This is a genomic window from Propioniciclava sp. MC1683 (assembly GCF_014164675.1).
GTDB lineage: Bacteria > Actinomycetota > Actinomycetes > Propionibacteriales > Propionibacteriaceae > Propioniciclava.
The window spans coordinates 67338-80014 of record NZ_JACJFX010000009.1 but is presented as its reverse complement, the minus strand read 5'-3'; the positions used below and the strand labels follow the sequence as shown (position 1 = coordinate 80014).

Here is a 12677-nt window from a genome sequence, read left to right as displayed (position 1 = left end):
AGCCGGTCACCGCTGGAGGAGCGCCCCCTCCACGGTGGTGATGAAGTTGCGCAGCGAGTCGGGCAGGTCGGCGAGGTGCCAGCCCTCGGGGCCGTGGTACCAGTCGAGCTCGGTCTCGTCGGGGGTGTCGTCGCGGTCCGTGGCGGCCAGCCCGTCCAGCCACCGGTCGGCGCCGCCGAGCACGATCGCGTAGGGCAGCACCTCCGACAGCTCGTGGACCTCCTGCCCCGGCGGCATCTCCTCGACCGGCTGGGTGAGCAGGTGGCCGCGCAGCAGGCCCAGCCCCGCGAGGACGCCCGCGCCCGCCTTCGTGCGGGCCGGGGTGTCCTGGGCGACGAGTCCGAAGCCGGCCGCCAGCGCGACGAGCACGAGCCCGGCCACGCCGAAGGTCGTGAGCGCGACCAGCGCGAGGGCGACGACCGCGGCGGCGACGAGCAGGCCCCAACCGAGGCGGGTGAGGGCCGAGCGGGTTGCGTCCGGACGCCGCGAGAACCAGCCGCGCTCCACCACGTCGTCGTACAGCTGCGACTGCACGGTCGGGAGGACCTCCCCCACGTGCGGGCCGAGGTTGGCGCAGCACCCCGAGCCGTCGGCGGGGGCGATGGCCTCCAGGAGGGTCCGCTCGTAGGGGCGCAGCGGCCGGTCGGAGTCGCGGCGCTCGAACTCCCACTCGGCGCGCGCGTAGGCGCTGCGGTGCGGCAGCTCGCGGATCAGGAGGTGGCCGTGGACGGCGAGGTCGACCACGGTGGCGGTCACGTCGACCGGGTCGACGGTGCCGTCGACCAGCGTGCCGATCTGGCCGGGCCGGACGCCTTCGCCCACCTCGAACGCGCTGTGGCCCGCACCGACGGGGCGGAAGGTGCCGACGATGGTGGGGGTGGCGTCCGCCTCGGCATCGGACAGGAACCGGCGGCGCAGCAGCCACAGGCCGGCCAGGCCGAGCGCGGCCAGGCCCGCGGCGACCGCGAGCGGCACCGGGGCCAGCGAGAACGCGCGGTCGAGCGACCAGCGCTGGACGACGTCCTGGTTGCTGGCCACCGCGTCGCGCGGGAAGCGCACGACCACCTGGACGACCTCGCCCGCACCGCGCGGCCCGTCGTGGAAGGTGGGGGTCGGGTTGTCGTGCGTGCCGCCGGCGTACCACCCGCAGGCGCCCGGGGCGCCGGGGGCGCCCGCGGCGCAGTCGACCATGGTGAATGGGCCGGGCACGGCGACCGTCGCCTCGAAGGTGCGCACCGGCAGGTTGAGCCCCTGCAGCAGGCGCCACGTGACGGTGGTGGTGTCGGCGGTCTCGATCGCGGCGCCGCGGACGGAGTAGCTGAGCACCACGGGCGCGTCGTCGACCGGCATAGTGACCACCCGGTAGGCGCCGTCGGTGGCGACCTCGACGGGCACGTCGGTCCCGGAGGCGCTGGCGCGCACGTCGTCGAGGGTGAAGCGGAACTCGCGCGCCTCGGAGGTGGGCAGGGTGGTGGCGAACCGCTGGACCAGCTCGCCCGGGCCGCCGGTGGGGGTGATCGTGGCGTCCACGTGCAGCGTGCCGTCGGCGTCGATCCGGGCGTCGACCAGGTAGGACTCCACCTCGGTCACCGCGTGCGCGGGGATCGGCGCGGCCACGAGCGCCAGGGTGAGCGCGAGGGCGGCCGCGAGGCGTCCGAGGAGGGTGCGTGCGGTGGTCACGATCGTGAACCTACCGCACCCGGCTAGGGTGGGCGCGTGAGCCAGACGCCCTGGGGAGCCCCGCCGCCACCGCGCCGCGGGCCGTCCGGGACGCCCCAGCAGGCCTGGCCACCGCCGCAGCAGTGGCCGCCGCGCCAGGTGCAGCAGTGGCCCCCTCCCCAGCAGTGGCCGGCCCCGCAGCGGGCGCCCCAGGGGTGGCCGCCGCAGGCCCAGCAACCATGGCCGGCACCGCGTCCGGCCCCCCGCCCGCCCCAGCGCCGCCGCAGCGGCCTGGGTAACCTCGTGCGGATCGTCATGGCCGTGGTGGCCATCCTGATGATCGCCTCGTTCCTGCGCGGGCTGATGGACGACGTGATGGGCGCCCAGCTCCCCGGCGTCCCCGACGCCCCGGCGAACCCGACGCGACCGGACGCCCCCGCGCCCGCCCCGCAGGTGCCGGGCGACCCCACCTCGCCGTACCTCAACGAGGACTACACGCCGCCGCCCGCCGACCGGAACCCGCCCGCCGTGCCCGGCCCGCGCAACATGGACGCCGCGGGTCGCCTCGTACGGTCGAACCCGCTCTACGACCAGCAGGTCCCGACCCCCACGAACTGCCGGATGGCCGCGGTGGACGTGCCCTCGGCGTCGGCGGCCGAGAAGCAGGAGCACTTCAACGAGCTGATGGGCTGCCTGATGACGGTCTTCGCCGAGCCCGTCGAGGCGGCCGGCTTCGAGATGCCACGGCCCCCGGTCGTGGTCTACACCCGGCCGATCAAGACCGCGTGCGGCGACTTCGCCGAGGTGAACGCCGCCTACTGCACCGGCGACCAGCGCGTGTACTACGCCAACACGCTGCTGCGGGCCTTCCCCGCCAACGTCGCCTCGGCCCCGTACGCGGCCGAGATGATCCTCGCCCACGAGTTCGGCCACGCGGTCCAGGCGCGGACCGCGATCCTGATCTCGGAGAAGTATCTCGAACAGGACGCCCGCTCCGAGCGCGCCGCGCAGGACCTGTCGCGGCGCACCGAGGTGCAGGCCGACTGCCTGGCCGGCCAGTACGTGCGTTCGGTGGCGCAGAGCCAGAACCTCGGCCCGGGCGAGCTCGAGCGGCTCAGCGGGCTGGCGTACAACCTCGGCGACGACGTGCTGTCCGGACGCCCCGGCTGGTCCGGCGGACACGGCACGGGGGCAGCCCGACAGGACTGGTTCGACCGCGGTCTTGGCAGCGACGCCATCGCCGCGTGCAACGCGTTCGTGGCGAGCGAGGACGAGGTGCGCTGACCCCTACCGGGCCACCACGAGGGCGGTGGCGACGGCGGCGACCCCCTCGCCGCGGCCGGTGAGGCCGAGCCCGTCGGTGGTGGTGCCCGACAGCGTGACCGGTGCGCCGACCGCCTCGGACATCACGGCCTCGGCCTCCGCCCGGCGTGCAGCGAGGCGGGGCCGGTTGCCGATCACCTGGACCGCGACGTTGCCGATCTCGAACCCGGCCGCGCGCACGCGGCGGGCCGCCTCGGTGAGGAACGCGACCCCGGACGCCCCGGCCCACTCGGGCTCGGACGTGCCGAAGTTGCTGCCCATGTCGCCCAGGCCGCTGGCGGAGAAGAGCGCGTCGCACGCCGCGTGCGCGGCCACGTCGCCGTCGGAGTGCCCGGACAGGCCGGCCGGCTCGTCGGGGAAGTGCAGGCAGGCGCACCACATCGGGACGCCCGGCTCGAGCGCGTGGACGTCGGTGCCGATCCCGACCCTCACGAGACGCCCCACGCCACGAGGGCCTCGGCCAGGACCCGGTCCAGGGGTTCGGTGACCTTGAAGGCGTCGCGCGATCCCTCCACCAGCGTCACCGTGCAGCCGATGTACTCGGCGGCTGCGGCGTCGTCGGTGACGATCGTGTCGCTCTCGGCCAGAACCCGGTGGGCCTCCTCCAGCACGCCGCGACGGAACCCCTGCGGGGTCTGGACCGCTCGCAGCCGGGCCCGGTCGACCACCGTCGACCCGTCCTCGACCAGCTCGCGCACGGAGTCGGTGACGGGCACCACCGGCACGACGGCGTCGGCACCGGCGCGGACGGCGTCGATCACGCGAGCGACCATGTCGGCGGGCAGGAACGCCCGGGCGGCGTCGTGCACGAGGACGACCTGGGCGTCGGCGTCCGCCTCGGGCAGGTCGGGCAGCACGCCCATGCCGTGGGCCACGGAGTGCTGACGCTCGGCGCCGCCGTCGGCCCACGTCACCGGGACGGGGGCGCCGGCCAGGGCGTCCACGAACGCCTCGCGGCCCTCGACGGGCGCCACAACGACGACCTCGTCGACGCCGCCGGCGGCGAGCTGGGCCACCGCGCGGGTCAGCAGGGGGACGCCGGCCACCGGGACCAGCGCCTTGGGCACCTCGGCCCCCAGCCGGGAACCGGAACCGGCCGCCACCACGATGGCGACGACCGGTACGGGATTGTTGATGTGTTCACCCATGGGTGGTTACGAGGCCAGCACCTCGTCGAGCATGACCTCGGCGCGGTCGTCGGAGACCTTCTCGGCCAGGGCGAGCTCGGAGACCAGGATCTGGCGAGCCTTGGCCAGCATGCGCTTCTCTCCCGCGGACAGGCCGCGCTCGCGCTCGCGGCGCCACAGGTCGCGCACGACCTCGGCGACCTTCATGACGTTGCCGGAGTGCAGCTTCTCGAGGTTGGCCTTGTAGCGGCGCGACCAGTTCGTCGGCTCCTCGGCGTGGGGCGCACGCAGCACGCTGAACACGCGCTCGAGGCCCTCGGCGTCGACGACGTCGCGGACGCCCACCAGGTCGAGGTTGCAGGCCGGGACCCGCACCACCAGGTCGTTCTGCCCCACAATGCGGAGGACGAGGTAGAGACGTTCCTCTCCCTTGATCGTCCGGGTTTCGATGTCTTCGATGACGGCCGCACCGTGGTTCGGGTAGACAACCGTTTCGCCGACCTGAAAAGTCATATTCATTGACCCCTTTCCCGCCCACCATCATACCACGGGTCCTCAGGGGGCTGCAGGGGTATCACCCGTTGTCAGCGCCACATTGGGGGTCTTGACAAGCGCTCAGGAGTGTGCTCCGCGCGCGGGCTGGGGGTAGGGTCCTCCCCATCCAAGCGGGTCATGCACACACTAGGCCGCAACTGGCCCGGACGCCAACACGCGCGCCCGGTTGCCCCGGGTTTCCGGGCACGGAGCACCGCCGGGCCCGAGCGCCGCGACGGTCCCGTTTTCGCAACGTTCTCACCGCGGGCTGATGCGGCTAACCATCCGACACCGGGTTTCGTTATTGTGTGCTGCGACACCAAGGTTTCGACCCAGGAGGCTCCTGCCATGGATTCCAGCACCCGTCGCCGTCGCCGGGCCGTCAGCACGTTCGCCGCCGGTGTGTGCGCCAGCCTGCTCCTCACCGGGTGCGGGTTCAACATGCAGACCCTCCAGCAGTACACGCCGGCCCACGGCGTCAACGTCGACCTGCAGGCCGGCGAGGCCAACCGCCAGCTCAAGGTGCGCAACCTGCTCGTCGTCGCCGACGAGAGTGGCAAGGGCGTGCTGTCCGCCTCCATCGTGTCGCCCGTCGCCGACCGCCTGGTCAGCGTCGAGGGCTACGCGCTCAAGATGGACAACTCCGTGGGGGCACCCCTCACGGTCACGGGCAGCGGCGTCGACCTCGAGCCCAACCGGCTCACCGTGCTGACCGACCCGAGCCCCGCCTTCACGGTCTCCAGCCCCGACCTCAAGCCGGGCCTGACCGTCGACCTGGTCCTGAACTTCGAGTCCGGCCTCCAGGCCAAGGCCATCGCCCCGGTGATGAGCGCCGAGGACCCGATCTACGCCTCGGCCAAGCCGACCTCCTGACCCGAGCACCGAAGGGCCCCCTCCGCGGCGGAGGGGGCCCTTCGTCGTGTCCGGGGGCTCAGGCGCCGTAGGTGTTCTCCTCCGAGAACAGGGTGCTCACCGACTCCCCGAGGTGGATCCGGCGCACGGCCTCGGCGAACAGCGGTGCCACCGACAACGATACGAGCCGGTCGATGGGCTTGTCCTGCGGGACGGTGTTGGTGGTGACGATCTCGTCGATGTCGTCGCGGGCGTTGAAGGTCTCGACCGCGTTGCCGGTGAACAGGCCGTGGGTGCAGACCACCGACACGCCCTGAGCGTCGTAGCGACGGATGCAGTCGATGAGGGTCATGGTCGAGCCGCCGGTGGCGATCTCGTCGTCGAGCACGATGCAGTCCTTGCCCTGCACGTCGCCGACGATCGCGTCGATGACGACGGTGTCGTCGGCCAGCCGTCGCTTCGAACCGGCCGCCACCTCGACGCCGAGGGCGCGGGCGAACCGGTTGGCGGCCTTGGCGTTGCCGAAGTCGGGCGACACCACGACCGTGTTGGACAGGTCGCGGCCCCGGAAGTGCTCGGCGAGCACGGGCAGCGCGGTCAGGTGGTCGACCGGCATGGAGAAGAAGCCGTGCACCTGCTCGGCGTGCAGCGTCATCGTGAGCACGCGGGTGGCGCCGGCGGTGGCCAGCAGGTCGGCGACCAGCCGGCCGCCCAGCGAGATGCGCGGGGCGTCCTTCTTGTCGGAGCGCGCGTACGCGTAGTGCGGCATCACGACGTTGACCTGGGACGCGGAGGCCCCGCGCGCGGCGTCCACCATCATCAGGAGCTCCATGAGGTTCTCCTGGGTCGGCGGGGCCACCGGCTGCACGATGTACACGTCCCGCTGCCGGCAGTTCGCGCGCAGCTGCACCTGCAGGCAGTCGTTGCTGAACCGCTGGACGCGGGCGGGCGACAGGTCGACGTCCAAGAGGTCGCACATCTCGCGGGCGAACTCGGGATGGGCCTGGCCGGAGAACACGACGACATCGTTGGTCACGACGGCATCCTACGGGCGCCCGGGCGTACGCCCCGGGCCACTCACCCGTTGAACTTGTAGCCCAGCCCCCGCACGGTCACCAGCAGCTGCGGGTCGGCCGGGTCGGCCTCGATCTTGCCGCGCAGGCGCTTGATGTGGACGTCGAGGGTCTTGGTGTCCCCCACGTAGTCGGCCCCCCACACGCGGTCGATCAGCTGGCCGCGGGTCATCACGCGTCCGGCGTTGCGCAGCAGCATCTCGAGCAGCTCGAACTCCTTCAGGGCCAGCCGCACGGGGTCGCCGCCGACCCACACCTCGTGGCGCTCGACATCCATCCGGACGCCGGACTCCTCGATCACGTCGGGCATCAGCTCGGTGTCGGCCCCGCGCCGCAGGACCGCGCGCACCCGCGCGAGCAGCTCGCGGTGGCTGAACGGCTTGGTGACGTAGTCGTCGGCGCCCAGCTCCAGGCCGACGACCTTGTCGATCTCGGCGTCGCGGGCGGTGACCATGATGATCGGCACGGTGCTGCGCTGGCGCAGCCGGCGGCACACCTCGGTGCCCGACAGGCCCGGCATCATCAGGTCCAGCAGCACGATGTCGGCGCCGTGGCGCTCGAACTGGGTCAGCCCCTCCTCGCCGTCGGCGGCCAGGATGACCTCGAACCCCTCCTTGGCGAGCATGAAGCCCAGGGCGTCCCGGTAGCTCTCCTCGTCCTCCACGATCAGGACCACGCTCATGCGACTTCCTACTCTTCCTCGGCCGCCGCGGGCAGCGTGATCGTGAACGTCGACCCGCTGCCCAGCTTGCTCCACACGGTGACCTCGCCGCCGTGGCCCTCCACGATCTCGGCCACGATCGAGAGGCCCAGCCCCGTGCCGCCGGTCTGGCGGCTCCGGGCGTAGTCGACGCGGTAGAACCGCTCGAAGATGCGCTTGGTGTCCTCCGCGCCGATCCCGATGCCGTTGTCGGTCACGGCGATCGCGACCCGCGGCTCGGGCCCGTCGGTCACCGCACGGGTCGTGACGACGACCCGCGCCTTCTCACCGGAGTAGGTGATGGCGTTGTGCACGAGGTTCACCACGGCGGTCACGAGCTGCTCGTGCTTGCCGCGGACGACCAGCCCCTCCTCCCCGCCGCGGGTGAGGCTGACCTGCCGCTGCTCGGCCAATTGGCGGCTGCGGTCGAGGGCCAGGCCGACGACCTCGTCGACCGACACCTCCTCGGCGTTGCTGACCGGCTCGCCCTGCAGCCGGGACAGCTGCACGATCTGGGTGACCAGCTGCGACAGCCGCGAGGACTCCGCCTGGATCTTGCGCGAGAAGCGCGCCACGGCCTCGGGGTCGTCCGCGGCCTGTTCGACGGCCTCCGACAGGAGCGTAATCGCACCGACCGGGGTCTTGAGCTCGTGGGTCGCGTTCGCCATGAAGTCGCGGGCGGACGCCTGCACGCGCAGCGCCGCCCCGCGGTCGTCGGCCACGACGAGGACGGTGCCGTCGTCGAGGCGCAGCACCCGGACGGCGAGCCGCTGCTCGGACCGCCCGACACCCCCGCGGCCGGCGCGGACCTGGTCGAGGTTGACCGAGGCCGACTCCCCGGTGCGGCGCACTTCACGGACGAGGTCCAGCAGGGCGGGGATGGCGACCCGGTTGCCGCGGATCAGCCCCAGCTCGGTGGCGAGCTCGTTGCTGGCGAGGATGTCGTCCACGTCGCCGATGAGCGCTCCCCCGGACCGCAGGGCGTCCAGGATGCGGCGGCGCTCCAGGTGCGGGTCGACCGGTTCGGGCTCGGCGCGGCGGCTCAGCACGAACCACGCCACGAGGTAGCCCGCGAACACCCCGGCGACGAGTCCGATGAGGGCGGCGAGAGCGGGGGACACGCCCTCAGCATAGGCCTGACACGGCCGCCGGGGCCGCGCGCGGAGGTCGTCCCGGCCGGGCGTCCCCGAGGGTTCACCGAGTGTTCACCCGGCGTTCGCGGGGAGGCACGCCTAAGATCGTTCGGGGGACGTAACGTGGCGCCCCGTGCCCGGAGGGCCACACCCCATCGAACGCGAAGGAGCGCAGATGCGCGAGAGCTACCAGCAGGAACTCAGCTCGGTCGTCACCGACCTGATCACGATGACCGACCGGGTGCAGGTCGCGGTGACGGAGGCCACGAAGGCCCTGTTGACCTCCGACCTGGCGGCCGCCGAGAAGGTCATCAGCGACGACAGCATCCTCGACCAGCTCCACGACGACCTCGAGCAGCGCTGCTTCGTCCTGCTGGCCCGCCAGGCGCCCGTCGCCGGCGAGCTCCGCACGCTCGTCGCAGCCCTGCGCATGGTGGCCGACCTGGCCCGCATGGGCGACCTGTCCGCCCACATCGCCAAGATCGCCCGCATGCGCTACCCCCGCGGTGCGGTCCCCGAGTCGATGCAGCCCAACTTCCAGCGCATGGCGGCGCTGGCGTCCGAGATGGTCGAGATCGCCGGCCGCACCCTGCGCGAGCGCAACGTGCTCGACGCCGAGAAGATGGCCGACCACGACGAGGAGGTCGACGAGCTGCGCAGCCACCAGTTCCGCATCCTGCTCGACGACGCCTGGAGCCACGGTGTCGAGGCGGCCGTCGACTGCGCGCTGCTGGGCCGCTACTACGAGCGCATCGCCGACCACGCCGTGCTGATGGGCAGCCGCGTGATCTACATCGTCACCGGCCTGCACCCCGAGGGCGAGAACTGGACGATCGCCTGACCCGCACGTGACGAGGGGCCCCATCCGTGACGGATGGGGCCCCTCGAACGTGTCAGGGGGTTACTTCTTGCCCTGGTTCTTCACGGCCTCGATGGCGGCCTTCGCAGCCTCGGGGTCCAGGTAACGGCCACCCTTGGTAACGGGCTGGAAGTCGTCGTCCAGCTCGTAGTACAGCGGGATGCCGGTGGGGATGTTCAGGCCCGCGATGTCGGCGTCCGAGATGCCGTCGAGGTGCTTGACCAGCGCGCGCAGCGAGTTGCCGTGGGCGGTGACCAGCACGACCTTGCCGGCGGCGAGGTCGGGCTTGATGCTCGACTCCCAGTAGGGAAGCATCCGGACGACGACGTCGGCCAGGCACTCGGTCTGGGGGCGCTCGTCCTCGGGGATGTCGGCGTAGCGGGGGTCGTTCCACTGGCTGTACTCGTTGTCCTTGTCGAGCACGGGCGGCGGGGTGTCGTAGCTGCGGCGCCAGAGCATGAACTGCTCCTCGCCGTACTTGGACAGCGTCTCGGCCTTGTCGAGGCCCTGCAGGCCGCCGTAGTGGCGCTCGTTGAGGCGCCAGGAGCGCTCGACGGGGATCCAGTGGCGGTCGCAGCCGTCAAGGGCGAGGTAGGCGGTGTGGATGGCGCGGCGCAGCAGCGACGTGTGCAGCTTCTCGGGCAGCAGCCCCTCGGCCTTGAGGAGGTCCGCGGCCTTCTTGGCCTCGCCGACGCCCTTCTCGTTGATGTCCACGTCAACCCAGCCCGTGAACAGGTTCTTCTGGTTCCACTCGCTCTCGCCGTGGCGAAGGAGGATCAACTTGTACGTCATGGGCTGAGCCTACCGAGCAAGGCCCGGCCGGGGGCACCCCTTGTCGGCACATGGTCGTGAGTGACACGTGAGAAATTCCTCATTCGGGGGCATGATGGCCCGATGACGGAGTACGGCCCCGAGGACGCGGCCGCCGAGCTGGCCGCCAAGGAGGCCGAGCTGCGGCGCAAGCTGGCACGCCTGACCGCCCCCGTGGAGGACGGCAGCACGATCGGCTTCGGCAAGCGGATCGGCGACGGCACCACCCAGGCGATCCAGCAGATGGAGGACGCCGGGTCGGCCCAGGTCATCGCCGAGACGCTGGACGCCGTGCTGCGCGCGCGGGCCCGCCTCGACGACGGCACGTGGGGGCGCTGCGAGGTGTGCGACGAACCCATCGACCCCGACCGGCTGGAGTTCCGGCCCTGGTCGACCACCTGCCTCGCGCACGCAGACGCCCCGCGCTGACGTCAGCCTCCCAGCACGTCGCCCAGGTCGTAGCTGACCGGCTCGTCGAGTTGCGCGTAGGTGCACGACGCAGGCTCGCGGTCGGGGCGCCAGCGCACGAACTGGGCGGTGTGCCGGAACCGGTTGCCCTCCATGTGGTCGTAGCGCACCTCCACCACGCGCTCGGGGCGCAGGGGCGTGAACGAGAGGTCCTTCTTGGCGTTCCAGCGCGAGTGGGCCGCGGCGGTCGGCGTCCGGGGGAAGGACTGGTCGCGGTTGTCCGGGGTGTCGGCCTCGGGCTCGGCCCACGCCCACGGGTGGCCCTCCCAGTCGGAGACGAGCTCCTGCAGCTCGGCGAACAGCTCGCGGCGGCGCTCCATGGTGAACGCGCCGATGACGCCGACCGAGTTGAGCGTGCCGTCGTCGGTGTACAGGCCGAGCAGGAGCGAGCCGATGGCGTCCGTCTCGTCGCGGTAGAGGCGGTAGCCGGCCACGACACAGTCCGCGGTGCGCTCGTGCTTGATCTTCCACATGACGCGCTTGTCCTCGGCGTAGGGGGCGTCCAGCGGCTTGGCGATGACGCCGTCCAGGCCCGCCCCCTCGAACTGCTCGAACCACTGCTTGGCGAGCTCACGGTCGCCGGTGGCGCGAGTGAGGTAGATCGGCGGCTTCGCCTTCGCGAGGGCCTTCTCCAGCCCCTTGCGCCGCTCGGCGAACGGCTTCTCGGCCCAGTTCTCCTCGCCCCAGGCGAGCAGGTCGAACCCGACGAAGCTGGCCGGCATGGCCTCCGACAGCTTCTTGATCCGGGACGCCGCGGGGTGGATCCGCTGCTGCAGCAGGTCGAAGTTCAGCCGATCGCCGGAGTCGGGGTCGATGAGGATGATCTCGCCGTCGATCACGCACGGGTCGGGGAAGTTCTCCTTCACCGCCTCGACGAGCTCGGGGAAGTAGCGGGTCATCGGGCGGCTGTTGCGCGAGCCCAGCTCCACCATGTCGCCCGAGCGCCAGATGATCGTGCGGAAGCCGTCCCACTTGGGCTCGAACAGCACGTCCGCCTTGGGGAACTCCTTCACCGACTTGGCCAGCATCGGCCCGAACGGCGGCACGATGGGCGTCCCCCACTCGGCGTCGCGCTCGGCCTTGGGCGCGAGGTAGTCCTCCTCGGGCCGGTCGGCCTTGCGCTTGCTGGGCGGCACGCGCGGCGGCTCGCCGGGCATCTTCGGGTAGTCGGGCGGGAAGTTCAGCTCGCCCAGGCCCCGCTCGAGGTCGGCCTCCCACAACGCCAGCGCGCCGGCGAGGTCGCCGGGCTCGGCGTCCATGGACGCCCACGGGCACGGCCGGTCGGCGAGCAGTTTCGGGACCCTCCACACGGTGAGGTCGCGCGGGTCGGCGTCCGGAAGCTCGTCCCACGTCAGCGGGGTGGAGACGGGCGCGCCCGGCAGCGGACGCGGCGAGTACGCCCCGGCGATGGTGCGGTCGCGGTTGGCCTGGTTGAAGTCGACGAAGACGCGCTCGCCGCGCTCCTCCTTCCACCAGCTGGTGGTGACGAGGTCGGGCATCCGGCGCTCGAGCTCGCGGGCGACGCCGATCACGCCGTGGCGGACGTCCTGGAACTCGTGCGTCGGGGCGATGCGGGCGTAGACGTGGACGCCGCGGTTGCCGCTGGTCTTCGCATACGCGGTGAGGCCGACCTCGGCCATCACCTCGCGCAGCGCCAGGGCAGCGGTGACGGCGTCGGTGAAGTCGCGGCCGGGCTGGGGGTCGAGGTCGATGCGGAACTCGTCGGGGTTGTCGAGGTTCGCCGTGCGCACCGGCCACGGGTGGAAGGTGATCGTCGCCATCTGGGCGGCCCAGGCCAGGGCGGCTGGCTCGTCGAAGGTCAGCTGGTCATGGCGGCGCCGACTCGGGTAGGTGCACGTCACCCGGTTGAGCCACTTCGGCGCGCCGGCCGGCGGCCGCTTGGCGAAGAACTCCTCCCCCTCGATGCCGTCGGGGAACCGCTGCAGCGTCATCGGCCGGTCGCCGTTGATGCGCAGGAAGGGCTCGGACACCGCGAGGAGGTAGTCGGCCAGGTCGCGCTTGGTGATCGGCTTGCCGCGACCGTGCTTCGGCCACAGCACCTTGTCGGCACTGGACAGCTTCACCTCGCGGACGCCGTTGGGACCGTCGATGGACAGGATCTCTGCTTCGGCCACGGCT

The 12677-nt window shown here is 72.0% G+C and carries 13 protein-coding genes; 4 read left to right on the top strand and 9 right to left on the bottom strand.

From position 1 onward, the window contains the following. Positions 1-6: 6 nt before the first annotated feature. Positions 7-1680: a DUF2207 family protein gene (locus H5397_RS08010; RefSeq protein WP_182816365.1), complete on the bottom strand. Its 1674-nt coding sequence runs from the start codon at positions 1678-1680 to the stop codon at positions 7-9. 36 nt (positions 1681-1716) lie between these two features. On the opposite strand from H5397_RS08010, the gene H5397_RS18810 reads away from it, so the two are divergent. After that, on the top strand, positions 1717-2943 hold the full coding sequence (locus H5397_RS18810; protein ID WP_182816363.1) for a neutral zinc metallopeptidase: 1227 nt from the start codon (positions 1717-1719) through the stop codon (positions 2941-2943). Between the two features lie 3 nt (positions 2944-2946). Here the strand turns inward: H5397_RS18810 and ispF are convergent, their stop codons facing one another. The 3 genes from ispF to H5397_RS07990 are packed head-to-tail and all read right to left on the bottom strand — an operon-like array spanning position 2947 to position 4622. Then, positions 2947-3414 (bottom strand): 2-C-methyl-D-erythritol 2,4-cyclodiphosphate synthase, encoded by a 468-nt coding sequence (gene ispF / locus H5397_RS08000; RefSeq protein WP_260519435.1) that lies wholly within the window; start codon positions 3412-3414, stop codon positions 2947-2949. Next, positions 3411-4130, bottom strand: a complete 720-nt coding sequence (ispD, locus tag H5397_RS07995) for a 2-C-methyl-D-erythritol 4-phosphate cytidylyltransferase (protein WP_182816360.1) — start codon at positions 4128-4130, stop codon at positions 3411-3413. Before ispD ends, ispF begins: the two co-directional genes overlap by 4 nt. A gap of 6 nt (positions 4131-4136) precedes the next feature. Continuing rightward, a complete protein-coding gene (locus H5397_RS07990) occupies positions 4137-4622 on the bottom strand; it encodes a CarD family transcriptional regulator (protein ID WP_182816358.1) in 486 nt (161 codons plus the stop codon). A 369-nt stretch (positions 4623-4991) separates the two neighbouring features. On the opposite strand from H5397_RS07990, the gene H5397_RS07985 reads away from it, so the two are divergent. Then, a complete protein-coding gene (locus H5397_RS07985; RefSeq protein ID WP_182816356.1) occupies positions 4992-5516 on the top strand; it encodes a hypothetical protein in 525 nt (174 codons plus the stop codon). 58 nt (positions 5517-5574) lie between these two features. Here H5397_RS07985 and H5397_RS07980 read toward each other — a convergent pair whose 3' ends face one another. The 3 genes from H5397_RS07980 to H5397_RS18805 are packed head-to-tail and all read right to left on the bottom strand — an operon-like array spanning position 5575 to position 8389. Beyond that, positions 5575-6531: a ribose-phosphate pyrophosphokinase gene (locus H5397_RS07980; RefSeq protein ID WP_182816354.1), complete on the bottom strand. Its 957-nt coding sequence runs from the start codon at positions 6529-6531 to the stop codon at positions 5575-5577. A 41-nt stretch (positions 6532-6572) separates the two neighbouring features. Then, positions 6573-7250 carry a response regulator transcription factor gene (locus H5397_RS07975; RefSeq protein ID WP_182816352.1) on the bottom strand — a complete coding sequence of 226 codons (678 nt, stop codon included), beginning with the start codon at positions 7248-7250 and terminating at the stop codon, positions 6573-6575. A gap of 8 nt (positions 7251-7258) precedes the next feature. Beyond that, positions 7259-8389 carry a cell wall metabolism sensor histidine kinase WalK gene (locus tag H5397_RS18805; RefSeq protein ID WP_182816350.1) on the bottom strand — a complete coding sequence of 377 codons (1131 nt, stop codon included), beginning with the start codon at positions 8387-8389 and terminating at the stop codon, positions 7259-7261. Positions 8390-8576: 187 nt separating this feature from the next. Between H5397_RS18805 and phoU the strand changes: the two genes are divergently transcribed. Then, on the top strand, positions 8577-9242 hold the full coding sequence (phoU, locus tag H5397_RS07965; RefSeq protein WP_182816348.1) for a phosphate signaling complex protein PhoU: 666 nt from the start codon (positions 8577-8579) through the stop codon (positions 9240-9242). Between the two features lie 60 nt (positions 9243-9302). On the opposite strand, the gene H5397_RS07960 is transcribed toward phoU, so the two are convergent. Beyond that, complete coding sequence (locus H5397_RS07960; RefSeq protein WP_182816346.1) at positions 9303-10052, bottom strand: phosphoglyceromutase; 750 nt, start codon at positions 10050-10052, stop codon at positions 9303-9305. Positions 10053-10154: 102 nt separating this feature from the next. Between H5397_RS07960 and H5397_RS07955 the strand changes: the two genes are divergently transcribed. After that, positions 10155-10499, top strand: a complete 345-nt coding sequence (locus H5397_RS07955) for a TraR/DksA C4-type zinc finger protein (protein WP_182816344.1) — start codon at positions 10155-10157, stop codon at positions 10497-10499. A gap of 2 nt (positions 10500-10501) precedes the next feature. Here H5397_RS07955 and H5397_RS18800 read toward each other — a convergent pair whose 3' ends face one another. Next, positions 10502-12673 (bottom strand): ATP-dependent DNA ligase, encoded by a 2172-nt coding sequence (locus H5397_RS18800; protein ID WP_309224316.1) that lies wholly within the window; start codon positions 12671-12673, stop codon positions 10502-10504. Positions 12674-12677: the final 4 nt, after the last annotated feature.

Coding starts and splice junctions, on each gene's coding strand:
- H5397_RS07990 (WP_182816358.1), bottom strand. CDS start 4,622: ATGACTTTTCAGGTCGGCGAAACGGTTGTCTACCCGAACCACGGTGCG.
- H5397_RS07975 (WP_182816352.1), bottom strand. CDS start 7,250: ATGAGCGTGGTCCTGATCGTGGAGGACGAGGAGAGCTACCGGGACGCC.
- H5397_RS07955 (WP_182816344.1), top strand. CDS start 10,155: ATGACGGAGTACGGCCCCGAGGACGCGGCCGCCGAGCTGGCCGCCAAG.
- phoU (WP_182816348.1), top strand. CDS start 8,577: ATGCGCGAGAGCTACCAGCAGGAACTCAGCTCGGTCGTCACCGACCTG.
- H5397_RS07985 (WP_182816356.1), top strand. CDS start 4,992: ATGGATTCCAGCACCCGTCGCCGTCGCCGGGCCGTCAGCACGTTCGCC.
- ispD (WP_182816360.1), bottom strand. CDS start 4,130: ATGGGTGAACACATCAACAATCCCGTACCGGTCGTCGCCATCGTGGTG.
- H5397_RS07960 (WP_182816346.1), bottom strand. CDS start 10,052: ATGACGTACAAGTTGATCCTCCTTCGCCACGGCGAGAGCGAGTGGAAC.